Here is a 26,825-nt window from a genome sequence, read left to right as displayed (position 1 = left end):
GGGTCATCTCCAAAGTTTCTCCCAGGTGGTGATGTCCAGCGTCACGCCGGGCAGCACCTCCACGGGTACCGTCTCCGCCTTGCGGAAACGGCATTTCTTGCAGAACATCTCGGCTTTCAGGTCCCGGGCCCACACCTGCATGTACAGGCGGCCCCGGCCGTCCCCTTCCGCCAGTTTCTGGGCGTAGGCCACCACGCTGCGGCCGATGCCCTGGCCACGGGCCTTTTCCTTCAAAAACAGCCGGCTCAGGCAGAGCGCCCCGGCAGGCCCTAAGTCCATGGCAAAATACCCCACCGGCTCGCTGCCGAGATAAATGAGGAAATAGTTGATGACCCCGCTGTGGATCTCGTCGTCGGTGAGCACATCGCTCTGGTATTTGTCGGCCAGGGCGGCGGCCACCTTGGGGGTCAGTTTGGTGTAATGCTGCACGAAGATCTCCTTCGCCAGCTCGCTGACCAGCTCCACATAGCGGGTCTTGGTCACTTGCTTGAAGGTCGGTTTCATAGGGGGTTCTCCTTTGTTCAGGGGGCGGTGTTCGGGCAAAAGTCAGGGGTTGTCCCCTTTGTCAAAATCCAGTTCCAGCCGCAGCCCGTCGGTACCCGCCACGGCGCCGGGGTATTGGCTTTGGGCGGCCGCCAGGCCGGGCTGCAGGTCGGTGACCGCCGCCGAGTAGTGGGTCAGCCAGAGCCGCCGCACCCCCGCTTTGGCGGCCAGGGCGCCGGTTTCCCGGCAGGTGGCGTGGCCGTAGAGCTTGGCTTTATCCAGGTCGGCGTCGTCGGCGTAGGTGGCGTCCATGCAGAGCAGATCTGCGTCCCGGGCGGCGTCCAGCAGGGCCGGACAGGGGCGGGTGTCGGTGGCATACACCACCGTGAGGCCACGCCGGGCGGGGCCCAGCACCTGGTCGGGGGTGAAGCCGTCCACGCTTTCCCCTGCCTGGAGCCGTCCCCAGAGGGATACCGGGATGCCGGCGGCTTTGGCCCGGGCGGTATCGAACCGTCCGGCCCGGGGCAGGTGCAGGGCGTAGCCGCAGCAGGGCACCCGGTGCTGCAGCGGCACGGGGGTGACGGTGAGGGGGCCCGCCCCGAAGGGCGTGTTTCCTGCCTCCTGCCAGTGCACGGCGAAGGGCAGAGGTCCCGCCAGGGCGGAAACGGGCGCCGCCACAGCGTCCAGACCCGCCGGGCCGGCGACGGTCAGGGGCGCGGTGCGGCCGAGGCTCGAAAGGGTTTGCAGCAGGCCGGGCAGGCCCAGGATGTGGTCCCCGTGGTAGTGGGTGAGCAGGATGTGGGTGATACGGTAGGCGCTGACACCCCAGCGGCGCAGGGCGGTCTGAGTGCCCTCGCCGCAGTCCAGCAGGAGGGTGGCGCCCCCCACGCTGACGGTGAGGGCGGACAGTGCCCGGTCGGGCAGCGGCTGGGTGCCGCCGCAGCCCAGCAATGTGACGGTGACCATGGCCAAATCCCCCTTTCCCAACAGTACCCCAATTTACAGGGTACATTATAGCACATTATGCAACCCCTGCGGAATCCGCCGGCGGAATTTTAACATTTTGGGGGTATGTTCCTTCTTTGCAAAGAAGGAACCGAAGAAACTCCCATCAAAAATGTCCCGGGGGAGTATCCCCCGGGACATTTTTAGTTAGAGTTCTTTTGGTTCTTTTCTTGCAAGAAAAGAACACGCCCCCCGAATGCTCACCGCGCGGCGATGCACTCGATTTCCACGAGAGCGCCCTTGGGCAGGGCCGCGATCTGGACGCAGCTGCGGGCCGGGTAGGTCTCGCCGAACATTTCCGCATACACCTCATTGACGGTGCCGAAATCCTTGAGATCCTGCACAAAGACGGTGGTCTTGACCACGTCGGCCAGGGTCAGCCCGGCCTCCGCCAGAACGGCCTGCAGGTTCGCGAGCGACTGGCGGGTCTGGGCGGCCACGCCGTCGGCCAGGGTATTGGTGACGGGGTCCAGGCCCAGCTGTCCGCTGCAATAGACGGTGCTGCCGGTATCCACCGCCTGGACATAGGGTCCCAGGGCGGCGGGGGCTTTGTCGGTGACGATGCGTTTCATACAAAACAACTCCTTTGCGGTAGATTGTCCCTATTGTAGCGCATCCCGGCCCAAAAGGCCAGCCCTTTTACCCCTTCACCTCGTTGACCAGTTTTTCGCCCCGGGCAAAGGCGCGGGCGTTCTCCATGGTGGTGATGGCGATGCTCTGCAGCGCCGTCCGGGTAAAGAAGGCCTGGTGACTGGTCACCACCACGTTGGGGAAACTGGTGAGGATGGGCACCACCTCGTTTTCCAGCACGGCGTCGGAGAAATCCTCAAACACCTGGCCGTCCTCGTCCTCGTATACATCCAGGCCCACGCCGGCGAACTTGCGGTTGCGCAGCGCCGCAATGAGGGCGTCGGTGTCAATGAGTCCGCCCCGGCTGGTGTTCACCAGGATGGCGTTGTCCCGCATCTGGGCGATGGTTTCGGCGTTGATGAGGTGATGGGTCTCGGCGGTGAGGGGGCAGTGCAGGCTGATGAGGTCGGCTGCCCGCAGCAGCTCGTCCAGCTCCACATAGCGGACAATGCCCTCCAGGTCGGGGTTGTGGTACTGGTCGTAGGCCAGCACCGTCATGCCGTAGCCGTGGCAGATGCGGGCCATGGCCGCGCCGATGCGCCCCGTGCCGATGATGCCCGCGCAGGACCCGTAGAGGTTATAGCCCAGCAGTCCGTCCAGGGCGAAGTTGTTGTTGCGCACCTTGATGTAGGCCTTGCAGATGCGCCGGTTGGCCGCCTGGGCCAGGGCCATGGCGTGCTCGGCCACCGCCTCGGGGCTGTAGCCCGGCACCCGCAGCACCGTGATGCCCAGCCGCCTGGCGGCTTCCAGGTCCACGTTGTTGTAGCCCGCGCACCGCATGAGCAGCAGCCGGATGCCCGCCTTGGCCAGGGCTTCCAGCACCGGGGCGGAGCAGTCGGAGTTCACAAAGGCGCAGACGGCGTCGCCGCCCTCGGCCAGGGGCGCGGTGTCCACGTCCAGGTTGGCGGCCAGGAACTTGATGGTGCAGCCGTATTCCGGGTCGGCTGCCAGCAATTCAAAGTACAGACGGTCGTAATCCCGCGTACCGTAGAAAATGATCTTCATAAAAGGGCCCTCCTTACAGGGTGAGTATGTGCGTTCAGCGCTCCTACTATACCCAATTCCGCCCGGCCTGTACGTTGTCCTGACAACATTTGGCAAACCAACCGCAAAAAAGAGCCGGAGCCCCCTTGCGGAGGCTCCGGCCCGGAATGCCTTGGAAAATGTGCTGCGGCAGGATCAGCCGTTCTGCTTGCGCTTACGGATCACAAACAGAGCCGCGAACCCGGCAGCGGCAGCCGCTGCCAGACCGCCCAGCAGCCCCACCGGCATAGCGTCGCCGGTCTGGGGGATCGCCGCCGTGGCAGCCTGAGGCTGGGCCGCAGCGGTGCTGGTCACATTGACCGTGGTGGTATTGTTGTTGGTGTTGGTGTTATTGTTGTTGTTATCGTTGTTGCCGTCGTCGCCGCCGGAGGGCTTATCCTCCCCGCCGGAAGGCTGGGTGGTATCCTGCACCAGCACGAAGGGCGAGAAGCTGGAGGTTTTGAAGGTGAAGCCATCATCCAGTCTGGTGATTGGCACCTCAACAGCATCCGTATTTTTGATTTCAGCCATCACATTGCCGGTCGCCATGTCACGGTCCAGACCTTCGAAGTGGTAGAGCTTAATCGTTCCGGTGTCCTTAGTGACATCTGCGGGGTACGGCCAGAAGACCGTGACTTCGCCTTCCGGGGTCAGCCAGGCATTGCCGTTTTCAGCGTCCACCAGATCCAGGTACTGGCCCCACACGCCACTGCTTTTGAATCCTGCGGCCGTAACAGCCTTACTATACAGTTCGCTCGTGTAGGCGTAGTCCTCACCGCCAACAAGGCTGTCCACCAAGAGGGAAACATCCTTAGCCGTCACATCGACGCCGTCCGCGCCCTCGTCCTTCTGGTTGATATTGAAAAGCTGTTTGCTCCCAACCACTACGCCGAAGGTATCCGGATTCAGATCATTCTCGCTGGTCACTGCCTTGGTGGTGGTATGCGCATCAGAAGCATAGCGCACAGTCAGGGTCGCAGGTTCCGACTCCTTAAAACCGCAGTAGTAGGTCTTGGCAGGCGTAGAGCCGCCGTCCGATGCCGGAATGGTGATCACAAACGCGATGGTGTTGGGATCAACTCCGCCCAGGTAGAGCGACATTCCGTACTCTTCGTACAGGGCATTTGTAACGTCAAATTCATCGCTGACGATCGTTTTGCCATCATGGGTAAACTGTACGCGGATAGGATCCTGGCCTTTTGCCGGTTCGATTTCATACACAAAGTGCGCGCGCTGTGCCTCGCCTTCACCGATCAGTGCGGTGGACGTAGTGGCACCGTACTGTTTCAGTGTCCAGGTACGGGGCTTATCGTCATTGGCCATAGCCGTGACCGTGATATATTTCGAAAGATCGACGGCCGCATCGGGATCTTCGCCAAGCGCCGCACTCAGCTCCTGGTTGATCTCATCCGGCAGCGTGAAGTAGAAGCCGGGTTCGGGCAGAGATTCGCTGCCGTTGCCGTTTTGGACAATATTGCCCTCGCCATCTACAACGCCGGTATAGCCTTTTTCACCGCCCATATAGATGGTGATGTCGGCGGGCTGCAGGGTGATGTCGCCGTCGTCCTTGACCGGGCGCTCGTCTTTGCCCTCATCATCGGGGTCATCCGGGTCGAGTTCATCGCCGGTCACGGCTGCGGTATTGGTCAGGTTCTTGTCCGCGTCCGCCTGATTGACGGTGTAGGTGTAGGTGTAGGTCTTACTCTCTCTAACATCCAGGTCGATATCGTCAATCGTAAGGGTCCAATTCGGGTCAGTGTCCGTTTTGCCCTCCTGCCAGACAGCACTTGTCACCGGGTTGCCGCTTTCCTGAATATCGCCCGGTTTGGCATAGCCGCTGAATTCATCCGTAACAGTCAGGCCGGACAAATTGACATTGCCAGTATTCTTGACTTTGATCTCGTAAGTGATCTCGTCGCCGACTTTGAGTTCAGTGTTGGCATTAATGGTAGTAACTTCTTCGCCGTTGCGGGTGATTGCAGTCAGCGATTTGGTGACCGTCACATCGGGGTTTTCGACCTCGGTCTTGGTCTCGTCGCCGTCCTCCGGATCTTCGGGATCTTTGCCTGCGATTTCTGCCGCGTTGTTGATAGTCTTGCCCTTATCCGCATCGTCTACGGTGTAGGTGTACTTGTACGTCTTGGTTTCGCTTGCAGCCAATTCAACATTGCTGACTGTACCGATCCAGTTGCCCGCTTCCTGCTTCCAAGCAAACTCGCCGCTATCATCGGCAAGATTCTTGGGTTCGGCTCCCCGTGCAGTGAGAGTATCGGTAATAGTCAGACCAGACAGCGCCACGTTGCCGGTGTTCTCGACTTCAACCTGATAGGTCACCACGTCGTCGACTTTGAGCGTAGCCGGAATATCATTCTCCGTCAAAGTCGTCTCGCCACGCTTGACACTGACAATAGACTTCGTCAAATCAACGCCTTCGTTCGCGGTCTCGCCGAAGAACTTGATGACGTTGCCATTAACCGTGTAAATAGCGCCCTCGGTGTCAGCCAGAATCGTAGCCAGCTTCAACGTAGTGTCCAGCTTATTGCCGTCAACCGTGCCGCTCGTCTCATCCCACTTGGGATACCAGGCGTTCAGGCCGGTAGCACCCACCAGCGTAATGGTATCATTGATGGCTGCTTTCCACGTGACAGGGTACTCTTTCTGCATACCCTGAGCGTCATGGTTTTTGTCCTCATCCGACGTATTGTCCTCGTTCGGCACCGTGCCGCCAGCCGTCAATTCAGTCTTATCTACAGAGTAGACCTTAGCGTCTGTATATTCGTCGGACTCAGTGTCATTTCCGCCCACATAATACTCGACCGTATAGGCGGGGGCCAGATAAATCTCGACTGTAGAGCCGCCCTGCACATTGTCCAGCTTCTTCGCAGTAATTCCGTCGCTGCCCTCTTGTCCATAGACAAGATTAGCCTTCACCGCCTGCACGGTATAACCGGTGTTGGCCGCCATGCTGATGTCGGCACAATTGTAGATCTCGTACTGATACGTAGCGTCGATTACTCTCGTATCTTTGTTATACTTGTACTCAAGCTTCTGTGTCTTGGTATCGTCGCTCAGTGTAATGTATTGCTTCCACGTTTCAGTAACGTCGTGGTCTTTATCCTTCAGATAGACCTTGATCTGAATGGGGTCGCCGTCGTGGTACTTCTCAGGAGCCGCGTTTCCAGTTTCAACGATATAGATATTTACCAATTCCCGAACCGTAGAGCCATACGGGATTATGGTAACCGCATTACCGTATCCATCTTGTGGCGCAACTTTAGGACCATTGCCTCCACGTTCACCATAAATGAGCAAATTCGTATAACCATAAGCTTCGGCTCTCCACGTTGTAACTTCTTTGCCCGACACGCACTGTGCCGTCAAAGTAACTTCACGGCCGAAGGGAATGATTTGTGGCTGTGTTACCTCAAAGGATGTAGCAGGGTAAGAGTAAACACGATCTTCACCCGTCTTCGGGTCACGGGCCACATAAGAAATATAGTAACCCGTCACATCACTATTGGTTCCATTTCTGAAACCGACATCCAAAGTTGTGTAGTTATCAAATGTCCATGTATAGATGCGCAGAATATAGTCTTCTTCGTCCGTTACATTAGCAAAGACAATACGCTCATCGCCTTTTGTAGGATACCAACTGGATCTATTGTGTTGATATTCCGTTTCACCATATTTTTTGCAAAGCAGATCATAACTATTTTTCGCTTCACCGACGGCGAAGAAATGGTAACCATGTGCTTCATTTGCGCTAAAGCCCAAGCTGCCATGCACCGCACTTGTAGTTGTGAATTGTTTTGTCGTGGTTGCCAATTCCCCATTGACATAAATTTCCACCGACATCTTCACCTTGACGCCTTCGGCATCATCATCATATGTGATCGTACCGTAGGGAGTAACGATCATATCCTCTCCCTCTACAGGGACGCACTCCGGGCAATTACAATCCGAGATGCAATCACAACTACCAGCACATTGACAGTTTTCTTTACCGCAAGGGCACTTAGTAGTCAAATATACTGTGACATTCTTCCTCGTGTATTGGTCCAAGTCATCGCTATCAATGCGTACTTCGCTTGTGTACTTTTCCAAATTTGCCTCAAACCAGTACTCAAGTTGGCTCAAGTCTTTCGGAGTCTGGATAGTCCCATCATACTTGAGCGCATCATCTACATACACCTTGATCGGACGCGCAAAATCATCTGCCGTCGCAGTGCCCTTGGTCCAATAAAAAGTACCGTAAAAATTCTCGTTATCTTGAATCACAATTGCATCGTGATCTTTTACGGCAGGCGCTGTAAAATTGACAGTAACCGTATACTCTGTATCTATACGCGGGGTAAGATTTGAAATCTTGTAGCCTCGGCGATCGAATGCGTCGTCTTTACTTACCGTAATATTACTCGAGTCCCCCCAAGCCTCCACTTGATACTCAACAGCATTGATATTTAAGAACAGGCTGTATGCCGGCAAATTTGAAACTGTAACCCTTGCCAGTTCTTCCCCATCCAACTGAATGATAAATGTTCCCGTCTGTAAAGGGGCCGAAGCTTCATCACCATCACTTAGGGTCAGGAAAATGCGATTCTCCGCATCGGCATAAATTTCGCCAAGCCCTACATGGTCGGCAGCTTTTTCTTCGACATTGAATGGCACGGCATCGGCTGCCTTCAGCGTCTGCGGGACGGACACCTGCTGTTCCACATTTTCCGCATTGGGCACAGTGGTGCTGTCCGTAGTCTCCGTGCCTTCCTCACCGGGCACAGTGGTGCTGTCCGTGGTCTCCCCACTGGGCGCAGTGGCAGCGTCCGCCGGTTCCCCGGAAGGTTCCGGGCTTTCCACGGGTTCCTCGCTGGGCGCAGGCGAGCCGTCCGGGGTCTCGGTGGGCTCCTCGCTGGGCGCAGGGGAGCCATCCGGGGTCTCGGTGGGCTCCTCACTGGGCGCAGCGGTGCTGTCCGCGTCCGTGCCGGGCGCAGGCGTGGTCACCGTCGCATCGGTGCTTTCCGGGCTTTCGCTCGGTTCCGGCGTCGGGGTCGTTTCGACGACCGGGGTCGGTTCCGGCGTCGGGGTGGGTTCCGGCTCCGTCGCAAAGGCGGCGGTGGGCATCATGCTGGCAACAAGCGCTACCGAACATACCATCGCGGCCACACGTTGGAGTCGTTTCTTCCAAAATCGCATGGTGTAAATTCCTCCTTACCATTGGATCTTCTGACGTATATGAGCCCAGACAACCCGTTGGGGCGGCCTGCGCAGCCTGAAAGGAGCACGGGCCTGCAGCGGGCTTTCGCCCGGCAGGCGGTCTTGGCAGAGGGCGCGGTTATTTTTATGCAACGAAACTTATATTCTGTTGCCATGCGGGCCGCAAAGTCCGCCGGCTGATCGGTTCCCATTCTCGTTGCCCGGATAAGGCCGGATGCGCCCAGTCCACCGAAAGTATAATGATACATATAAAAAGTTGCGTGACTATAATAGCACAAGCCTCCTTTCAAATCAAGCGTCCCTGCGTCGATTTGACAGTTTCCACAAAAAGAAAGCGCAAAAACAGGCGGCCCGCCCCGTCCCCCGGCGCGCCGCCCGCCCCCGTTTTATTCAAATTCCCGCGCCACGGCTCTTATAAAAGTACGCCCGTTCGGATCTTTTGACACCGTGTACATGGAGTTTTGCAACATAACTATTTTTTCGTTATTTTTGCCCCTGTATATGCAAAATCCCCCGCGCCGGAAGGCGCGGGGGATGCAAAACTGCAAAACCGGTCAGGCTTCGCCGTATTTTTCTTTGATAGCCTTGTCGATGGCCTTGGCGGCTTCCTTGCCGGCGCCCATGGCCAGAATGACGGTGGCCGCACCGGTGACGGCGTCACCGCCCGCATAGACGAAGGGGCGGCTGGTGAGGCCGTCGGGGCCGTTGGTGATGAGGCAGCCGTGGCGGTCCGCTTCGAGGCCCGGGGTGGTGGAACGGATCAGCGGGTTGGGGCTGGTGCCCAGCGCCATGATCATGGTATCCACGTCCAGCTCGAACTCGCTGCCCTCCTTGACGATGGGACGGCGGCGTCCCGATTCATCGGGCTCGCCCAGTTCCATCTCCACGCAGGTCATGCCGCGGACCCAGCCGTTCTCGTCGCCCAGCACTTCCACGGGGTTGGTCAGCGTCTTGAAGATGATGCCTTCCTCCTCGGCGTGCTCCACTTCCTCTTTCCGGGCGGGCAGTTCGGCCATGCCCCGGCGGTAGACGATGTAGACCGTCTCGGCGCCCAACCGCTTGGCACAGCGGGCGGCGTCCATGGCCACGTTGCCGCCGCCTACCACGGCCACGGCACGGGACTTCATGATGGGGGTGTGGGAATCGGGCAGGTAGGCCTTCATCAGGTTGACGCGGGTCAGGTACTCGTTGGCGGAGTAGACGCCGTTGAGGCTCTCGCCGGGGATGCCCATGAAGCGGGGCAGGCCGGCGCCGGAGGCAATGTAGACGGCCTCGAAGCCGTATTCGTTGAGCAGCTCATCCACCGTGAGCACCTTGCCCATGACCATGTTGCACTCGATATCCACGCCCAGCTCCTTGAGGCCTTCCACCTCGTGCTGGACGATGTCCTTGGGCAGACGGAACTCGGGGATGCCGTACATCAGCACGCCGCCCGCCACATGGAGGGCCTCATAGATGGTGACCTGGTAGCCCATCTTGGCCAGGTCGCCGGCGGCGGTCAGGCCGGAGGGACCGGCGCCGATGACAGCCACCTTGTGGCCGTTGGAGGCGGGTTTTTCCGGCTTGGTATGTACGTTCTCCCGGTACCAGTCGGCCACGAACCGCTCCAGGCGGCCGATGCCCACCGGTTCGCCCTTGATGCCACGGACGCATTTGCCTTCGCACTGGTTTTCCTGGGGGCAGACGCGGCCGCAGACAGCGGGCAGCGCGCTGGACTGGGCGATGACCTTGTAGGCTTCCTCGAACTCGCCCTTGGCCACGTGGGCGATGAAGCCGGGGATATCGATATCCACCGGGCAGCCCGAACGGCAGGGATGGTTCTTGCACTGCAGGCACCGCTGGGCTTCGGTGACCGCCATCTCGGCGGTGTAGCCCAGGGCTACCTCTTTAAAATTCTTGTTGCGGACGTTGGGGTCCTGGCTGGGCATGGGGCACTTTTTCGGGTCCATGTTGGGCATGATCACTGCACCTCCTGTTTGAGCAGATTGCACTCTTCCTCGCGGGCGTGGCTCTCAAAAGGCTTGTACATCGTGCCGCGGTGCATGGCCTCGTCAAAGTCCACTTCAAAGCCGTCGAAGTCGGGGCCGTCCACGCAGGCGAACTTGGTCTTGCCGCCCACCGTCAGGCGGCAGCCGCCGCACATGCCGGTGCCGTCCACCATGATGGGGTTCATGGACACCACCGTCTTGACGTTGTGGGGCTTGGTGGTCTTGACCACGAACTTCATCATGATCAGCGGGCCGATGGCAATGACCTCGTCGAAGTTGGCGCCCTCGTTGATCTTGGCTTCCAGCGGGGCGGTGACAACGCCCTTCTCGCCGTAGGAGCCGTCGTCGGTCATGATGATGAAGTCGTCGCAGCAGGCGCGGAACTCATCCTCCAGGATGACCAGGTCCTTGTTGCGGAAGCCCACAATGCCGGTCACCCGGGTGCCCTGGGCGTGGAGCGCCTGGGCCACCGGCAGCGCGATGGCGCAGCCGACACCGCCGCCCACCACGCAGACGTTCTTCAGGCCCTCGATCTCGGTGGCCTTGCCCAGGGGGCCCACGAAGTCATGGACCGCCTCGCCCTCCTTGAGGGCGTTCAGCTCCATGGTACCGGCGCCCACCACCTGGAAGATGATGGAGACGGTGCCCGCCTCCCGGTCATAGCCCGCGATGGTCAGCGGAATGCGCTCGGAATTTTCTCCCGGGCGCACGATGATGAACTGTCCGGCCTTCGCCTTTTTGGCAATGAGCGGGGCGTGGATCCACAGTTCGGTGACGGTGGGGTTCAGTTCCCGCCGTTTCAGGATGGTGAACAAAGCGATCCTCTCCTTCGTAAGTAGTTTTGGTTGGTTTCATTGTACCGTATTTGGTCCCCCTTGTAAAGAACGAAGAGGCGGCCAACCTTTGCAAATTCGATGATTTTCACCCGGTGAAGGTCACCCGGTCGGGGTGGGGGTTGCGCCACAGGGTATACCCCGCCGGGCATTGGATGCCGGAGGGTTCCAGCCCCGCCGTATCCAGCGGCACGCCGTCGGAGACCAGGATCCAGTCGGCCTCTGTCAGGTCCTCGTAGGGGCGGCCGGGGTACTCGGGGCCGGGCTTTTCGGTCCCCAGGTCCAGCACGCCGTCGTCCAGCAATCCCCCCGCCGCCAGCGTCTCATACTCGCAGAGGTAGACATCCCGGTCCACGTAGGTGTCGATGAGCTGGCTGTCCCGCTGGCGCACGCCGTCCGGGATGAACAGTACCGTGCCCTCCAGGGTTTTGAGGGAATCGTTGAGGGCGCTGGCCGCCTGCACGGCGCTCTCCTCCACGCCGTAGGTCCAGCGGTTGATGCGCCATTCCCCGGCGTAGCAAAGCACGCAGAGCACCAGGGCCGCCGCGGCCAAAGGTTTGCGGGCTTTGCGCCGTACAAGAGCCACTCCCAGAGCCGCGGCCCCCGCCACAATGACGGCCCGCCACACCAGCAACCAGCCGGAAAAGCCCAGCACCGGCAGACGGTCGAGACGGTCGGCCACAAAGTCAAACCACTGCAAAAAGGTGTTGTCCCCGGCGCCGGGGCCGATATCCCGGCAAAAGACGAGAAAGCCCAGCCCCCACAGGGCGGTCAGCCCCGCCAGCACCCGGCGACGCAGCGGTGTCAGGGCGCCGTCCAGGGCGTCCAACGTCACCAGCAGCAAAGGGATCAGCAGCGGTTCCAGGTAGCGCATGTGCTGGCGGGGGGAATCGGAGCCCAGGTCCTCCCGCACGGTGATGCTCCAGGCCACGACGCCCACACCCAGCCCCAAGGCCAGCAGCAGAAGCAGCGGCAGCTGGGTGCGGCGGGGGTCGGTGCCGGGGCGGGGGCGGCGCAGCGCGGTCAGCGGCACCAGCACCGGGAAGACCCCGAAGGCCAGCACGGTGAAGAGCAGGTCGCAGACCACCGCAAAGGGCAAAAAGGCCCACTGCTCGGCGGTGAGCCAGCCGGTCTGGTTGTAGGAGTTGCCCAGCCCCGCAAAGAGGGTGAGTTTGGCGGCCACAAAGCAGACGAGGAAGGCCCCCAGCAGGGCGGCCACCCCGGCCAGCTCGCCCCGCCAGCTGCGGGGGTCGTGGGCGGTGACCCAGAGGCGCAGCAGCACCCAGGCGATGAGGTAGTAAAGGGCCACTTCTTTATTTAAATAGAGCAGAAAACACCAGGCCCCGGCCAGGGCGCTCCATCCGATGCGGGCCCGGGGGGCGGCGGCCATGGCGCGCCAGAGGAAATAGACCTGCCACAGGGAGAGGGGCAGGAAGACCGTCTCGCTCATGAAGGTAGCGCAGGCGGACAGGGTGGGCAGCACCGCCGTGACGGCCACGAGGAAGGCGGTGCGGCGGCGGTTCTGGCCGGTGGCCCGGGCCAAAGCGCAGGCCGGGAAGACGGCGCTGGAAGCCCAGGCGGCGTTCAGCCAGCCGATGGCGGTGATCTGGGCGGCGGTGGTTTTTAAAAGAAGGGCGGGCAGGATGCACAGGGGGTAAAGGATCTTCTGGTAATCGCTGGGCATGTTGCGCACCCGCAGGCCGCGGCCCTGCCACAGACTGCGGGCGATGTCCAGATAGCGGACCTCGTCGCTGTAGACGGCCAGTTCCCGGGGATAGCTGCTGAGCAGGCCGTACACCAGGGTGCACAGCAGGAACAGGGCGGCCACCAGCAGCCAGCCCTGGTATTTTTTACCCCTTGTCATGGTGGGTGTCCTCCGTTATGATTGTTACAGCCATTATACGGCAGGGCCGGCTTCAAGTAAAGGGGGCGGGAGGTTCTGCGCCTTTCACAAAAATTTCGTGACAAAGGCCCTGCCGGTATGGTATACTATAAAGGTTACAAATTAGAAACAACCATGGAGGTGCTTGACCACGTATTCCCACACGATCCGACCGTCCCGGCTGCTGGCGCTGCTGGGACTGCTGGCGGCCCTGTTGTTCTGGGCTGCCCCGCGCGCTGCGGCGGCGGACTATGACGAAACGCTGGACCGCCTGGGCCGGCTGCAGGACCTGGCGGTAAGTTATGCGGCGGACCATGACGCCGACCCCATCCTGCTGACGCTCTCCTACACCCGCACCGGGGACTACAATACCACCATGTGGCAGCTGACCGCCGGCGCCCGGGACACCGAGTTTGAGAGCTATGTGTCCCAGAATGACGCCGACCTGGCGGCGCTGCAGGGGATGAACACGGTGACGCTGCCCAATGGCCAGGGCATCGACTTCGGGCATCTGCTGGCGTCGATGAACCTGGTGTACAACGGCATTCCCATCACGGGCAGCTGGGGCGGCGACTGCATGGAGCTGGCCAAGGCCTACTACGGGCAGGCCAGCGACGCGGCGGGCTACGCCCAGGCCATGCGGGCCACCTTCAACATTGACGACGACGGTTCCACCAGCCGGTTCGGCGACCAGGACCTGCGGGCGGACCTGGACTCGGTGGTGGTGGGGTCCCAGCTCACCAAGGACACCGACATTGCCGACGCGCTGCGCAGCTACTACGACGGCCTCACCGACTATGACCGGGCCTATCAGTTCATCTCGCTGAGTTTCGGCACGGTGGACACCTCGGCCGCCTCCTTTGCGGACACGGTCTATGACGCCATTGTGTCGGATTCCGGCATGCAGCTGCTCTTCTACATGAACGACATGTGGACGGTGAGCGGCTGGACCATCGACGAGAGCTACGCCCCGGCCGTGCGGGGCGCCACCGATCTTCTGGCGGAGTACCTGTCGGGGGCGGTGAACGGCGAGAAGGTGAAGAGCGAGACCAACAACCGGCTGGTAGCCATGGGCGGCCAGGCGCTGGCCGACGCCCTGGCGGCCCTGGGAGACAGCGATGCGGCTTCGGCGGCCTTGTCGGCGGCGGAGAGCGGTGTGTCCAGCACCACCTCCAGCACCAGCGCGGCCATCGAGGACGCCACCCAGACGCTGCAGAGCCACTTCAACGTGAAGATCTTTGAACTGGTGCTGCTCATCGTGGCGGCGGTGGCCATCTTCTTCCTGATCTTCAGCTGCGCGCTGTTCGTCTCCCACCGGCGGCGGCACTGACAATACGGTTACAGCCTCCCGAAAGGGAGGCTTTTTCTTTTTAGAATTATCGCTGCCGGCGGACCGTGCTGCCCCGGAAAAGGCGTGCCAGCATCTTCCCGCCGCCCGAAACTTCGCGGTATCCATGTTTGGAGTTTCTTCAGTTCCTTCTTTGCAAAGGCCTCTTCCCTTGCCGCCCTGTAAAGGCATGCCGCGCACCGCCCGGGAGCCGCCCTTCCACGGGTTTTGCGGTCAGAGTTTCTTCGGTTCCTTCTTTGCAAAGAAGGAACAAGGAACAAACGTTCCGTATATTTCCAGGCCGTTATCCACTGTGTAAAGGGGTTATCCACGTTGAAATTGTGGAAAACCCTGTGGAAAAGGTGGAAAACTCACCGGTTTTTTCTGTTGAAACTGTGGAAAACCCGGTGGAAATCCCACGGCAGCGGGTTTTGGAGGAAAAGTTTTCCACAATCCCCTCGTGGAGGCGCGGGCGGCTGCTTGACAAGGGTCCGGGATACGTGTACAATAAGAACAATCAAAATTGTGCAAAGGAGTGACTGTTGTATGAAGCACATTCAGACTCTCGAGACCCGCGACATGGTGAAGAGCCTCCAGAACGGCGGCTGCGGCGAATGCCAGACCTCCTGCCAGAGCGCCTGCAAGACCAGCTGCGGCATCGCGAACCAGCCCTGCGAGAAGGCTGAGGACTGATTTTTTCCCATCTGGCAATCGTGCCGGGCAGCCCATGGGTCGCCCGGCATTTTCTATGGTTATTTTACAAGGAGTTTTTCCATGATCCATCAGTACAAACTGGGCGGTTACAACATCGTGCTGGACGTGTTCAGCGGCAGCGTGCACGCCGTGGACGAGGTGGCCTATGACGCCATTGCCCTGATCGACGGCGGCAAGAGCCGGGAGGAGACGGCCGCGGCGCTGGAGAAGAAGTACGCGGGCCGCGCCGACGTGACCCCCGCCGATATCCGGGACTGCCTGGACGACATCGACGAGCTGACGAAGGAAGGCAAGCTGTTTGCCCCCGACGCCTACGCCGACTATGCCTTTGATTTCAAGAACCGTTCCAACGTGGTGAAGGCGCTCTGCCTGCATGTGGCGCACACCTGCAACCTGAACTGCAGCTATTGCTTTGCGGCCCAGGGCAAGTTCCACGGCGAGGCGGGGCTGATGAGCTTCGAGACCGGCAAACAGGCGCTGGATTTCCTGGTCGCCCATTCGGGCACCCGGCGCAACCTGGAAGTGGACTTTTTCGGCGGCGAACCGCTGATGAACTTTGAGGTGTGCAAGCAGCTGGTGGCCTACGCCCGCAGCATCGAGAAGGCGGCGGGCAAGAATTTCCGGTTCACGCTGACCACCAACGGCATCGGCATCACCGACGAGGTCATCGAGTGGGCCAACAAGGAATGCTACAACGTGGTGCTGTCGCTGGACGGCCGCAAGGAAGTGAACGACCGGTTCCGTGTGGACCTGGCGGGCAACGGCAGCTATGACCGCATCGTGCCCAAGTTCCAGAAGCTGGTCAAGGCCCGGGGCGGCAAGGGCTATTACATGCGGGGCACTTTTACCCATCACAACGTGGATTTCACGAAAGATCTGTTTCATATGGCGGACGATCTGGGCTTCACGGAACTGTCCATGGAGCCGGTGGTGGCGTCCCCCGATTCGCCGGAAGCCCTCACCGAGGAGGACCTGCCCAAGCTGTTCGACCAGTACGAGCTGCTGGCCAAGGACATGCTGCGCCGCCAGAAGGCGGGCAAGCCCATCACCTTCTACCATTATATCCTGGACCTGAAACACGGCCCCTGCATCTACAAGCGGATCTCGGGGTGCGGTTCCGGCACCGAGTACATGGCGGTGACGCCCTGGGGGGATCTGTATCCCTGCCACCAGTTTGTGGGCGACCCGGAATACAAGCTGGGCAACGTCTGGGACGGCGTGACCAACACCGCCCTGCGGGATGAGTTCAAGCTGTGCAATGTGTATGCCCGCCCCGACTGCAAGGATTGCTGGGCGCGGCTCTACTGTGCGGGCGGCTGCGCGGCCAACGCGCTGCACGCCACCGGCGACATTCACGGCACCTACGAGTACGGATGCAAGGTGTTCCGCAAGCGGATGGAATGCGCGCTGATGATCCAGGTGGCCCAGCGCCTCGACCCGGAACTGACCCGCAACGCCGTGCAGTATGAGAGCGACTGCGACGGCTGCGAGTGATTTGTTCCTTCTTTGCAAAGAAGGAACCGAAGAAACTCCAAACAAAAATATCCCGCAGGGTAATCCCTGCGGGATATTTTTATGGGAAGTCCCGGTTCTTCCCTGCAAACAGGGAACACACAGGAATGAACCAGTAGGGCGGGGTCTTGACCCCGCCGGGAAATGGTCGGCAGCATGGGCTGTTCTTTTTGCGAGGAAGAGCCAAAAAATCTCAACAAAAATATCCCGAGGGGGTCAAAGCCCCCTCGGGATATTTTTCATTAAGAGTTCTTTTGGTTCTTTTCTTGCAAGAAAAGAACAGTCCCCTCGTTCAGCTGAACATAACCACGTCGTCCTTGGGCTTTTCGCCGGGCTCCACTTTGAGGGCGGTGAGCACCGGGCCGGTGGCGTCGGGGGTCTGGCCCTGGTAGATGGGATGGTACTTCACGTTCACCTTGGCGGTCAGGGTGATCCAGCTGCGCTGTTCCAGGTTCTTGTAGTCGTCGTACTTGCAGGGGAAGCCCACAAACTGGATGTCCTGCACACAGCAGGTCATGGCGAAGCGGCCGGGCACAAAGCTGCCCTTGCCCGCCCGGTTGGTCTGGCAGACCTGGGCGAGGAACTTCACGGTCTTGCCGTCGTACTTCTTGGCGTCGTCCATGCAGTCCATATACCAGATGCCGAAGAATTCCTCGGGGATCTCGATGACCGGCGCGTTCACATCGAAGGGCAGCGGGTCGGGAATGTCGTCGTAGGCCACGCTGCCGTCGGCGAACTCGTAGGCAATATCGCAGCGGCGGCTGGCCTGCCGCACCAGCTTGTGGATGAGCTGGCGGCTCTCGTCGTCGTTGACGTGCTCGGCGCGGTTCACCACCAGCAGCTCACTGCCCCGCAGCTTGTCCAGCAAGAGGGACCGCATGGCGTTATCCCCCGCGTAGGTCTTGATGGTGGTGCCGTCCGCCGTGGCCAGGCACTGATACACCAGCCAGTTGTCCGGCATGGCGTCGTACAGGTCCTGGATCAGCCACATGCCGTTGTACTCGATGATGACGCGGCCGCAGCCGGACTTTTTCTCCAGCGCTTCCAGGTTTTCTTTGGTCAGTTCGCTCTTGTCCTCCAGCTGGGCCACATGCACCCCGCCGAAGGCAAAGCGGTCGGGGTCGTACTCTTCCTCGCCCTCCTCGCAGACCAGCAGCAGCGTCTTGTCGCCGGAATCGAACTGGGGGTCCTCCATCGTCTCCTGGATGAACTTGGTCTTGCCGCTCTCCAGCTGGCCTACAAACAGGTAGACCGGAATCTGTCTTGCCATAGTAGTATCCTTTCTGTTGAAACCGTCGCCGCCGGCGGACATCTCCGGCCCAAGAGCCGCTGCTGCGCAGCGGTTGGCCTACGAAACGCGCCTGCGGGCGCAGTGCGCCGACGGCGGCGACACCGACAGGGAAATTTTGCTCAAAATTGTGTGCGAGGAGCCCGCGACGAGTGCGCGGTTTTGGGCAAAATTTTGTCGAGAGCTGTGAAGCCGCGCGCTGCCTGCGGCAGAATTAGCGCGGCGGAACAGGGGCCGCGGTCGCAGAGTGCAAACGCCGCCCCAAGGCGTGCTGCACGATGCGGGCACCGCAACCCGTATATCCAAAGGGGGGAATAGGCCCGTTAGGCACCGCCGTGCGGGACTGTTCCCTTCTTTGAGGGCTTACAGGCCGAACAGCGTCGCGAGCTCGCTCTCTTTCAGCTCCGAGCCGATGACGCACAGCTTGCCGGTGACATCGGGGGTGCTGGACCGGATCTCGTGCTCGCCGGGCACCATGTCGAACTCCAGCCAGCCCTCGGCGCCGCCGTCCACGATGCCCTTGGCCCGCAGGATCATGCCGTAATCGCCGCTGTCCAGCTTGGTGAGGGCCTCGTCCAGCGCCGCATGGCTGAACTTGTGGGCCGTCTCGCGGCCCCAGCTGGTGAAGATCTCGTCGGCGTCGTGGTCGTGGTGATGATGCCCGCAGCTGCAGACGCCGTGCTCGTCGTAGTGGTGCTCATGATGCGCGTGATCGTGGCAGCACTCGCCCTCCTCGTGGTCGTGGTCATGATGATGGCAGCACTCGTGCTCTTCCTCGTCATGATCGTGATGATGGCAGCACTCATGCTCCTCCTCGTCATGATCGTGATGATGGCAGCACTCATGCTCCTCCTCGTCATGGTCATGATGATGGCAGCACTCGTGCTCTTCCTCGTCATGATCGTGATGATGGCAGCACTCATGCTCCTCGCCGTCGTGATGATGGTGATGGTGGTGGTGTTCCTCCTCGCCGGCATGGGCCTCGTTGGCGGCGCGGGCCTCCTTGAGCAGCTCGGCCACCAGGTCCCGCTTGCCGTCCATGACCGAGACGATCTGGCTGCCGGTGAGGGCGGTCCAGTCGGTGGTGACGATGGTGGCGGTGGGGTTCTTTTCGGCCAGCAGGGCCACGGCGTCGGCGATCTTCTTCTCGCTGGCGTTGCCGGTGCGGCTGAGGATGATGCAGGAAGCGTGGCTGACCTGGTCATCGTAGAACTCGCCGAAGTTCTTCATATACATCTTGACCTTGTTCACGTCGGCGACGGTCACAAAGCTGTTGAGGATGACGGGCAGGGTCTCGGCCACGCCTTCCACGGCGCGGGTCACATCGGACAGTTTGCCCACGCCGGAGGGCTCGATGAGGATGCGGTCGGGGTGGTAGGTCTCCACGACCTTCTTGAGAGCTTCCCGGAAGTCGCCCACCAGGGAGCAGCAGATGCAGCCGGAGTTCAGTTCGTTGACCTGGATGCCGGCCTCCCGCATGAAGCCGCCGTCGATGCCGATCTCACCGAATTCGTTTTCGATCAGGACGATTTTCTCGCCCATAAAACATTCCTGAATCAGTTTTTTGATGAGCGTGGTCTTGCCTGCGCCCAGAAAGCCGGAAAAAATATCAATTTTGGTCTTGTTCTCTGCCATGATGGCACCTCTGTTTCGCTGAATTGGTTGGTTCTGGCAGTTGCAAACACTAACTGCTAATACCATTATAACAAACGCGTCAAGGGGTTTCGGGGCATTTGGGGGGGTATTTTTTTGAACTTTTTGCAAATATTGCGGGCTGCTTGACCTTTCAGTAAAACGTGGTATGATGAAAACAAGTTAAGATACAAGGGAGTGTTGAACGTTGACAACCAATGAAAAGATTGCCGCGCTGCGTGCCGCCGCGAAAGCCGCGGGCGCAGACGCCGTTTTGCTGATGACCAGCGACCCGCATTGCAGCGAGTATCTGCCGGCCTACTACAATGCCCTGCCGTGGTTCTCCGGCTTCACCGGCGAGAATTCCACCCTGGTGGTGACCCAGGAGGGTTCTGCGCTGTGGTGTGACGGCCGGTTCTATGTCCAGGCGGACAAGCAGCTGGCGGGCACCGAGATCGAGTGCATGCATGCCGGTTCGGCGGGGGTGCCCACGGTGGCGGAGTACCTGGCGGCCCATGTAAAAGCCGGGGAGACGCTGCTTTTGAACGGCAGCTGTGTGCCGGCGGACCTGGCCCACGAGTATGCCGATGTTCTTGCCAAGAACGGTGCTTCGCTGAAGAGCCAGGACGTGGCCAGCCCCATCTGGGATGCCACCGGCGAGCGTCCGGCGCTGCCCGACACCCCCTGCCAGCTGCTGACGGTGGCCCAGACCGGCGCCACGGCGGCGGAGAAGGTAGCCCGGGTGCGGGAAGAGCTGGCGAAAGCCGGTGCCACGGCGCTGGCCGTGACGGGTCTTGACTGCGTGGGCTGGCTGCTGAACCTGCGGGCGCGGGATCTGCCCTGCACGCCGCTGGCGGTGGCCTATGCGCTGGTGACTTCCAGGGATTGCACGCTGTTTGTGGCGCCGGGACGGCTGACTGACGCCGACGCCGCCACGCTGGCGGAAAACGGCGTGGCCATCCGCGGCTACGGCGATCTGCTGGACGCGGTGAGCAAGGTGGATGCCGGCGAGGTGTTCCTGGTGGACGAGAAGGCCACCAACTTTGACCTGTACACGGCGCTGTCGGCCTACAAGACGGTAGCGGGCACCGATCCCATCTTTGCGCTGAAGGGCGTGAAGAACGAGGTGGAGCTGAAGAACATCCGGGAATGCCATATCCGGGACGGCGTGGCGGTGGTCCGGTTCGAGATGGACCTGGAGAAGGCGCTGGCCGAGGGCAAGGAGCTCTACGAGACCGACATTGAAAAGATGCTGCAGAAGCGCCGTGCCGAGCAGCCGGGTTATTTTGAGGACAGTTTCTCCACCATTGCGGCCTGGGGTCCCAACGCGGCGATGATGCATTACCATGCCGAAGGCGAGGTCAACAGCAAGATCGAGCGGCGCGGGTTCCTGCTGGTGGATAACGGCGGCCAGTACGACTGCGGCACCACCGACATCACCCGGACCTATCCGGTGGGGTCCCTGACCGACGACGAGCGCAAGTATTACACCTGGGTGCTGCAGAGCCACATCGACATGGCCCGGGCGGTTTTCCTGGATTACTGCACGGGGTTTGCGCTGGACACCTTTGCCCGGGGTCCCGTGTGGGCACACAAGGTGAATTACCGCTGCGGCACCGGCCACGGTGTGGGATTCATTTCCGGTGTGCATGAGGGCCCCCAGAGTCTGCGGCCCAACAATCCCGTCATCTTCAAGCCGGGCATGACCATCACCGACGAGCCGGGCATCTATGAGACCGACGAGGTGGGTATCCGCATCGAGAATGAGCTGGAGTGCATCGACCTGGGCGACAACCAGTACGGCCATTGGCTGGGCTTCACGCCGCTGACGGTGGTGCCCATCGACACCACGCCGGTGATCGTGGATGAGCTGTCCCGGGTGCAGATCGACTGGCTGAACGCCTTCCACAAGCATGTGTACGAGACGCTGGCCCCCCGCCTGACCGATGAGGAAAAGACCTGGCTGGCCAACAAGTGCGCGCCCATCGGGCGGTGATGCGCTTTGTGCGTTCTTTTCTTGCAAGAAAAGAACCAAAAGAACTCTAATTAAAAATATCCCGAGGGGGTACCCCCTCGGGATATTTTTGTTTGGAATTTCTTCGGTTCCTTCTTTGCAAAGAAGGAACACACAACACACTCACACCCGCTTGTACAGGATGGGCTCATCAAAACCGAAGGTGCGTTTGCCGTTGACTTCCATACTCTCGGACACTTCCAGCACATCGGCGCTGAACCGCTCGAACAGCGTGAACTTCAGCACCGGGCTGAACATCGACACGCTGCCGCCCTCCCAGACGCCGTCCTTCTCCCTGTACAAGGCCGGGGTGAACTTCGCCGACGGCTTCAGGTCCGCGTAGGCCACCGGCTTCATGTTGGCATAGGTGAAGCTGTCCTTGTCATAGCCCGCCGGCAGATCATAGCTGGTCAGCCGCACGCCGTCCTCTTCTTCCGTGAAGAGGAACAGATGGGGCGCCGCATGGGTGTTGCCGTTCGACGTAAAATAGCTCTCCTCCACCATGAACACCCCCGCAAAATCCGCCGGCAGCCCGGTGATCTTGTCGTTGCAGGCCGTGTTCACATGCTCCGCATAGGGGAAGTTCTCCCCCGCCTTGGCGTCATACTGGGCCTTGTTGTTGAAATGCCCGGTCAGAATCTTCATAAAATCATTCAGCTTGCTCATCATGTATGCCCCTTTCTGAGGTTGGCCCGCCGCAGCGGGCGGAATGCATTCTCTGTGTCCCGCGGTGTTCCCGCTTGACAATGTCAAGTATAGTCCCATCGGTTGACTAAGTCAAGTAGTAAAATTCAAAACTTTCTGTGAACAAAAAAGAGGCGGGGCCGAAGCCCCGCCCCCTGGCGGTCGTTTCAATGGGAAGAAATTTGCAGTACACCCGCTTCGTAATCCTCCTGGCTGCAGGGCACGCAGCGGTCCACCTGCCAGATGCCATCCCGCCAGATGGCCTGGATGGTCATATAGTCGGTGCCGGATTCCGTTTCGCCGGTGTTGCGGTTGACGCCGGTCCACTGTCCGGCGGCGTTCAGCGTGACCTTGTGGTCGCCGTAGGCCAGCCCGGCCGTGGAGAAGGTCATGTCGGAGGTATCCAGGTTGTACTGGACGGCGTCGTAGGCGCCCTGGGTGATATCCCCCTCCCAGCTCTGGCCGTTGAGGTCGCTGGAGAACCGCAGGTCCTCCACCTTGCGGGAGTTGAAGGCCTGCAGCTGGGAGCGGTAGTACACCGACAGCATGGCGTCCAGGTAGGCTTCATCGGGGTCGTTGTAGCCTTCCGCGTCGCAGGGGGTCATGGTGCCGAAGGAGGCCGTGGGGTTGCTGGGCTTGGACACCAGGGCCAGGGAGGTCTCGTAGCTGTCGCCCTGGGGCTGGATGGCCCGCAGCAGGGTGTCGGTCTGGGTCAGGACGCTCCGGTCCAGGTAGAGGCGGCCGTCCTCGGCGGCGGCGAAGGTGGTCTCCACCCCGTTGACGGTGATCCGCAGCCCCGGCACCTCGGTGAGGTTTTCCAGGTAGAGGCGGTCGGCCTCGCCGGGAACGGCGGTGGCGGCGGCGCTCTCCGCCGTGACGGTCGCCGGGGCGTCGGCGGGCTGGGCGGAGCGGCCGAACAGCTGGAAGGCCCCCACCCACAGCACCAGGATGAGCACCACCACGGCGGCCACCGTCAGCACGACCACCCCGCGCTTGCGGCGCACAAAGGATTCCGGCGGCCAGCCGGGGGCCTGGGGCGGCACCTCCGAGAGAGGCGCACCGCACTTTGAGCAGAATTTTTCGCCGGGCCGGCGGCTGACGGCCCCGCACTTGGGACAGCGTTTCATGGCAGACACTCCTTTCGGGGTGGGGCGGCGTCAGCTTTCCGCCATCGCCACCAGGTATTTGTAGATCTGGGGCTTGTACTCCTCGTACAGGCCCAGATGTTCGTACAGTTCCTTGTAGTAGTTGAAGAGGGTGGCCCGGGTGGCCACCACGTTCACCGGGTTCAGCACGGTGTGCACGGCGCTGCCGGGGGTGTTGTAGTAGTTGTAGACGGGGGTGGACAGGGCGTAGAACTTCTGGGCATAGCGGATGTAGCTGAGGTTGAAGTAGAGGTCCTCCGACCAGTCCAGTTCCTCGGCGCAGACAACGTCCTCATGGGCACGGACGATGTCGGCCCGGTAGAGCTTGTTCCACATGACGCCGTAGTAGAAGCTGGCCGGTTCCTGCATGAGTCCCGCGGCGAACTGTTCCTTGGTCATGGGGCCTTCCAGCAGGAAGCCGAAGGTCTGCACCTTGTCGGGGCGGGGTGGCCGGGGACGGCGGGCTTCCGCCTCCTCGCTGCGGGGGCGGGGCGGCGTGATGCGGTTGTAGTGGGCGATGACCAGGTCGGCGTCCGACCGGGTGGCCCGGTCCACCAGCAGTTCGGTGGCATTGGGCATCAGGGTGTCGTCGGCGTCCACGAACTGGAGATAGTCCCCGGTGGCGAACTGCAGCCCCAGGTTGCGGGTGGCCGCCACCCCGCTGTTGGCCTTGTCAATGAGCAGGATGCGCTTGTCCACCCCGGCATACATCTGGCAGACCTGCAGGCTCACGTCCTGGCTGCCGTCGTTGAGCAGCAGGATCTCCAGGTTGCGGTAGGTCTGGCGGCGGATGCTCTCCAGACACCGGGCAATGTGATCCTGGGCGTTGTAAATGGGTACAATGATACTGACCAGCGGCGAATCCTGCGGCATAACGGCACGCCTCCTTTTTGTTACTATCACAATACCATAAATTCGCCGCCGTGACAATGGAAAATTCTGCCGCACTGTGGTAGAATAGCAGACAGCAACACAATTTTACAAAGGACGAGGTACATCCCATGAAAGACTCGATTGTGCGCCTGCGGGCGCTGGAAAAGCAGCTGTATGCCTACCGGTATGCGCTGAACGTGGTGGATTTTGACGCCGAGACGGTGGCCCCGGAGGGGGGCGCCGACGGCCGGGCGGAGGCCTGCGAGGTGCTGAGCCGGGCCAGTTTTGATTTGCTGGTGAACGAGGACACCGCCGCGCTGCTGCGGCAGGCGGCGACGGACGCCGAGGACGACCAGCAGACCGCCGAGGTACGGGAGCTGCAGCGGCAGTACGACGAGATTGCAAAAATTCCCGCCGCCGAGTACGCGGCCTTCACCAAGCTGGTGCAGCAGAGCATCCCGGTGTGGACGAAAGCAAAGCGCACCAACGATTTTGCGCTGTTTGCGCCGTTTCTTGAAAAGATCGTGGCGGCCCGCCGGGCCCAGGCCCGGTACTTTGCCCCCGACCGCGACCCCTACGAGGTCTGGCTGGACCGGTACGAGCGTGGCCTGACCATCGCCCAGTGCGACGAGTTCTTCGCCACGCTGCGGGCCACCATTGTGCCGCTGCTGGCGGCCATCCGGGACCACGGCGCCCCCATCCGCACCGACTTCCTCGACCAGGACTGGCCGCTGGACGCCCAGAAGAAGGTCTCCGAAAAAATCATGGAGCTGTGGGGCCTCGAGCCGGAGCACTGTCTGCTGGCCGAGAGCGAGCACCCCTTCACCACGGAATTCTGGCGGGGGGATGTGCGCATCACCACCCACTATATGCCCCGGGATATGTTCTCCAACCTCTACAGCGTGGCCCACGAGGGCGGCCATGCCCTCTACGAGCGGCACATCGCGCCGGAGCTGGACTACACGGCGGTGACGGGCGGTTCCACCATGGGCCTGCACGAGAGCCAGAGCCGGCTGTTTGAGAACTATGTGGGCCGGAGCCGGGCCTTTGTGCACTGCCTCTACCCCACCCTGCGGGAGCTCTTCCCCACCCAGCTGGCCGACGTTTCCGAGGAGGAGATCTGGCGGGCGGTGAACCGAGCGGAGCCGGGGCTGATCCGCACCGAGGCGGACGAGCTGACCTACGCGCTGCACATCATGGTGCGCTACGAGCTGGAGAAGGCGATGATCCAGGGCACGCTGGCGGTCAGGGACCTGCCGGCGGCCTGGAACGCCAGGTACAAGGAGTACCTGGGCCTGGATGTGCCGGACGACGGCCACGGCTGCCTGCAGGACATCCACTGGGCCATGGGCGACATCGGCTACTTCCCCAGCTACGCCCTGGGCAGCGCCTACGGGGCCCAGGCCATCGCCGACCTGCGCAAGACCATGGACCTGGACGCCCAGTGGGCGGCGGGCGACCTGGAGCCGCTGAAAAACGCCCTCTGCGACCGGCTGTGGAAGTACGGCTGCTCCAAGGAACCGGCCTGGCTGGTGAAGAGCCTGTGCGGCGGCGACTTTGACCCCCGCTACTTCACCGACTACCTGAAGGCCAAGTACACCGACCTGTACAAGCTGTAAATTTACAGTTTGTTCACAGCGGAGGACTTGCAATCGGGCAAAGCATTATATACTATTATAGTAGGAATTTGGAAAACAGGAGGTATCCTATGGCACGTACAGAGATTGCCATCATCGGCAGCGGGCCCGCGGGGGTGTCGGCGGCCATCACCGCCAGTCTGCGGGGCAAGCCGGTGCTGCTGTTTGGCAGCAAGAACTTAAGCGACAAGATCGGCAAAGCCCATACGATCCGCAATTATCCGGGATTGCCCGACATCAGCGGCGAGGCGCTGCGGGCGGCGTTCCAGCGGCATCTGGACGCCATGGGCGTGACGGTGACCGAGGCCCGGGTGAACGCGGTGTACGCCATGGGGGACTATTTTGCCATCCAGACGGCCAGCGAAACCTACGAGGCCACAGCGGTGATCCTGGCCACGGGTGTGGTGCAGGGCAAGCCGCTGCCCGGCGAGGAGGAGTATCTCGGCCGCGGGGTGAGTTACTGCGCCACCTGTGACGCGCCCCTTTACCGGGGCAAGCGGGTGGCGGTGATCGGGTCCAGTCCGGCCGCCGAGCCGGAGGCCGCCTATCTTGCCGAGGTGGCGGCGACGGTGCTCTACCTGCCCTTGTATGAAGGGACGCCCGACCTGCCCGCCACGGTGCAGGTCATCCGGGAGAAGCCCACAGCGGTGGTCGGCGAAACGCTGGTGACGGCGCTGCACACCGACGGCGGGGCGTACCCGGTGGACGGAGTGTTTTTGCTGCGGGACGCCATGGCGCCCACCCAGCTGGTACCGGGGCTGGAGGGTTCCGGCGGGCACGTGGCGGTGAACGCGAAGATGGAGACCAACATTCCGGGCTGTTTTGCCTGCGGCGACGCGGTGGGGCTGCCCTATCAGTATGTGAAAGCGGCGGGCGAAGGCAACGTGGCGGCCTTATCGGCGGTGGCGTACCTGGCGGCCCGCAAGCAGAGCGCAAAGGAGTAA

General features: G+C 61.1%; 19 protein-coding genes. 6 read left to right on the top strand and 13 right to left on the bottom strand.

The genetic code is table 11. The features are described from left to right. Nucleotides 1-3: 3 nt before the first annotated feature. The 8 genes from ABGT73_RS13975 to ABGT73_RS13940 all read right to left on the bottom strand — a co-directional run bounded on the left by ABGT73_RS13975 (nucleotide 4) and on the right by ABGT73_RS13940 (nucleotide 13,037). Nucleotides 4-504: a GNAT family N-acetyltransferase gene (locus ABGT73_RS13975; RefSeq protein ID WP_346670254.1), complete on the bottom strand. Its 501-nt coding sequence runs from the start codon at nucleotides 502-504 to the stop codon at nucleotides 4-6. Nucleotides 505-546: 42 nt separating this feature from the next. Beyond that, complete coding sequence (locus ABGT73_RS13970) at nucleotides 547-1,449, bottom strand: ribonuclease Z (RefSeq protein WP_346670253.1); 903 nt, start codon at nucleotides 1,447-1,449, stop codon at nucleotides 547-549. 239 nt (nucleotides 1,450-1,688) lie between these two features. Beyond that, on the bottom strand, nucleotides 1,689-2,060 hold the full coding sequence (locus ABGT73_RS13965) for a RidA family protein (RefSeq protein ID WP_346670252.1): 372 nt from the start codon (nucleotides 2,058-2,060) through the stop codon (nucleotides 1,689-1,691). Between the two features lie 67 nt (nucleotides 2,061-2,127). Then, complete coding sequence (locus ABGT73_RS13960) at nucleotides 2,128-3,123, bottom strand: 2-hydroxyacid dehydrogenase (protein ID WP_346670251.1); 996 nt, start codon at nucleotides 3,121-3,123, stop codon at nucleotides 2,128-2,130. Nucleotides 3,124-3,297: 174 nt separating this feature from the next. Then, nucleotides 3,298-8,331, bottom strand: a complete 5,034-nt coding sequence (locus ABGT73_RS13955) for an LPXTG cell wall anchor domain-containing protein (RefSeq protein ID WP_346670250.1) — start codon at nucleotides 8,329-8,331, stop codon at nucleotides 3,298-3,300. A gap of 575 nt (nucleotides 8,332-8,906) precedes the next feature. Beyond that, complete coding sequence (gltA, locus tag ABGT73_RS13950) at nucleotides 8,907-10,310, bottom strand: NADPH-dependent glutamate synthase (protein WP_346670249.1); 1,404 nt, start codon at nucleotides 10,308-10,310, stop codon at nucleotides 8,907-8,909. A gap of 2 nt (nucleotides 10,311-10,312) precedes the next feature. After that, nucleotides 10,313-11,155, bottom strand: a complete 843-nt coding sequence (locus ABGT73_RS13945; RefSeq protein WP_346670248.1) for a sulfide/dihydroorotate dehydrogenase-like FAD/NAD-binding protein — start codon at nucleotides 11,153-11,155, stop codon at nucleotides 10,313-10,315. A 106-nt stretch (nucleotides 11,156-11,261) separates the two neighbouring features. Next, the gene (locus ABGT73_RS13940) at nucleotides 11,262-13,037 is read right to left on the bottom strand and encodes a hypothetical protein (protein ID WP_346670247.1); all 1,776 of its coding nucleotides are present in this window, start codon (nucleotides 13,035-13,037) and stop codon (nucleotides 11,262-11,264) included. Nucleotides 13,038-13,200: 163 nt separating this feature from the next. On the opposite strand from ABGT73_RS13940, the gene ABGT73_RS13935 reads away from it, so the two are divergent. The 3 genes from ABGT73_RS13935 (at nucleotide 13,201) to scfB (ending at nucleotide 16,590) form a co-directional block, all read left to right on the top strand. Continuing rightward, nucleotides 13,201-14,385 (top strand): hypothetical protein, encoded by a 1,185-nt coding sequence (locus tag ABGT73_RS13935; RefSeq protein ID WP_346670246.1) that lies wholly within the window; start codon nucleotides 13,201-13,203, stop codon nucleotides 14,383-14,385. A gap of 543 nt (nucleotides 14,386-14,928) precedes the next feature. Then, a complete protein-coding gene (gene scfA / locus ABGT73_RS13930; protein WP_007047982.1) occupies nucleotides 14,929-15,075 on the top strand; it encodes a six-cysteine ranthipeptide SCIFF in 147 nt (48 codons plus the stop codon). Between the two features lie 81 nt (nucleotides 15,076-15,156). Then, the gene (gene scfB / locus ABGT73_RS13925; RefSeq protein ID WP_346670245.1) at nucleotides 15,157-16,590 is read left to right on the top strand and encodes a thioether cross-link-forming SCIFF peptide maturase; all 1,434 of its coding nucleotides are present in this window, start codon (nucleotides 15,157-15,159) and stop codon (nucleotides 16,588-16,590) included. A 310-nt stretch (nucleotides 16,591-16,900) separates the two neighbouring features. On the opposite strand, the gene ABGT73_RS13920 is transcribed toward scfB, so the two are convergent. Further along, entirely contained in the window at nucleotides 16,901-17,878 is a 978-nt protein-coding gene (locus ABGT73_RS13920; protein ID WP_346670244.1) for a GTP-binding protein, read from the bottom strand. 381 nt (nucleotides 17,879-18,259) lie between these two features. Then, nucleotides 18,260-19,531: a GTP-binding protein gene (locus ABGT73_RS13915; RefSeq protein ID WP_346670243.1), complete on the bottom strand. Its 1,272-nt coding sequence runs from the start codon at nucleotides 19,529-19,531 to the stop codon at nucleotides 18,260-18,262. Nucleotides 19,532-19,736: 205 nt separating this feature from the next. Between ABGT73_RS13915 and ABGT73_RS13910 the strand changes: the two genes are divergently transcribed. After that, a complete protein-coding gene (locus tag ABGT73_RS13910) occupies nucleotides 19,737-21,524 on the top strand; it encodes an aminopeptidase P family protein (protein WP_346670242.1) in 1,788 nt (595 codons plus the stop codon). A gap of 141 nt (nucleotides 21,525-21,665) precedes the next feature. Here the strand turns inward: ABGT73_RS13910 and ABGT73_RS13905 are convergent, their stop codons facing one another. The 3 genes from ABGT73_RS13905 to ABGT73_RS13895 form a co-directional block, all read right to left on the bottom strand. Then, entirely contained in the window at nucleotides 21,666-22,208 is a 543-nt protein-coding gene (locus ABGT73_RS13905; RefSeq protein WP_346670241.1) for a hypothetical protein, read from the bottom strand. Between the two features lie 185 nt (nucleotides 22,209-22,393). Next, the gene (locus ABGT73_RS13900) at nucleotides 22,394-23,353 is read right to left on the bottom strand and encodes a zinc ribbon domain-containing protein (RefSeq protein WP_346670240.1); all 960 of its coding nucleotides are present in this window, start codon (nucleotides 23,351-23,353) and stop codon (nucleotides 22,394-22,396) included. 30 nt (nucleotides 23,354-23,383) lie between these two features. Beyond that, a complete protein-coding gene (locus ABGT73_RS13895) occupies nucleotides 23,384-24,244 on the bottom strand; it encodes a glycosyltransferase (protein WP_346670239.1) in 861 nt (286 codons plus the stop codon). Nucleotides 24,245-24,372: 128 nt separating this feature from the next. Between ABGT73_RS13895 and ABGT73_RS13890 the strand changes: the two genes are divergently transcribed. Continuing rightward, nucleotides 24,373-25,863 (top strand): carboxypeptidase M32, encoded by a 1,491-nt coding sequence (locus ABGT73_RS13890; RefSeq protein WP_346670238.1) that lies wholly within the window; start codon nucleotides 24,373-24,375, stop codon nucleotides 25,861-25,863. Nucleotides 25,864-25,952: 89 nt separating this feature from the next. Next, the gene (locus tag ABGT73_RS13885; protein WP_346670237.1) at nucleotides 25,953-26,825 is read left to right on the top strand and encodes an NAD(P)/FAD-dependent oxidoreductase; all 873 of its coding nucleotides are present in this window, start codon (nucleotides 25,953-25,955) and stop codon (nucleotides 26,823-26,825) included.

The sequence above is a fragment of the uncultured Subdoligranulum sp. genome, from assembly GCF_963931595.1.
Taxonomy (GTDB): Bacteria; Bacillota; Clostridia; order Oscillospirales; family Ruminococcaceae; genus Gemmiger.
This window is presented reverse-complemented; position numbering and strand designations above follow the sequence as displayed.

Coding starts and splice junctions, on each gene's coding strand:
- ABGT73_RS13975 (WP_346670254.1), bottom strand. CDS start 504: ATGAAACCGACCTTCAAGCAAGTGACCAAGACCCGCTATGTGGAGCTG.
- ABGT73_RS13970 (WP_346670253.1), bottom strand. CDS start 1,449: ATGGTCACCGTCACATTGCTGGGCTGCGGCGGCACCCAGCCGCTGCCC.
- ABGT73_RS13965 (WP_346670252.1), bottom strand. CDS start 2,060: ATGAAACGCATCGTCACCGACAAAGCCCCCGCCGCCCTGGGACCCTAT.
- ABGT73_RS13960 (WP_346670251.1), bottom strand. CDS start 3,123: ATGAAGATCATTTTCTACGGTACGCGGGATTACGACCGTCTGTACTTT.
- ABGT73_RS13955 (WP_346670250.1), bottom strand. CDS start 8,331: ATGCGATTTTGGAAGAAACGACTCCAACGTGTGGCCGCGATGGTATGT.
- gltA (WP_346670249.1), bottom strand. CDS start 10,310: ATGCCCAACATGGACCCGAAAAAGTGCCCCATGCCCAGCCAGGACCCC.
- ABGT73_RS13940 (WP_346670247.1), bottom strand. CDS start 13,037: ATGACAAGGGGTAAAAAATACCAGGGCTGGCTGCTGGTGGCCGCCCTG.
- scfA (WP_007047982.1), top strand. CDS start 14,929: ATGAAGCACATTCAGACTCTCGAGACCCGCGACATGGTGAAGAGCCTC.
- scfB (WP_346670245.1), top strand. CDS start 15,157: ATGATCCATCAGTACAAACTGGGCGGTTACAACATCGTGCTGGACGTG.
- ABGT73_RS13920 (WP_346670244.1), bottom strand. CDS start 17,878: ATGGCAAGACAGATTCCGGTCTACCTGTTTGTAGGCCAGCTGGAGAGC.
- ABGT73_RS13915 (WP_346670243.1), bottom strand. CDS start 19,531: ATGGCAGAGAACAAGACCAAAATTGATATTTTTTCCGGCTTTCTGGGC.
- ABGT73_RS13905 (WP_346670241.1), bottom strand. CDS start 22,208: ATGAGCAAGCTGAATGATTTTATGAAGATTCTGACCGGGCATTTCAAC.
- ABGT73_RS13900 (WP_346670240.1), bottom strand. CDS start 23,353: ATGAAACGCTGTCCCAAGTGCGGGGCCGTCAGCCGCCGGCCCGGCGAA.
- ABGT73_RS13895 (WP_346670239.1), bottom strand. CDS start 24,244: ATGCCGCAGGATTCGCCGCTGGTCAGTATCATTGTACCCATTTACAAC.
- ABGT73_RS13890 (WP_346670238.1), top strand. CDS start 24,373: ATGAAAGACTCGATTGTGCGCCTGCGGGCGCTGGAAAAGCAGCTGTAT.
- ABGT73_RS13885 (WP_346670237.1), top strand. CDS start 25,953: ATGGCACGTACAGAGATTGCCATCATCGGCAGCGGGCCCGCGGGGGTG.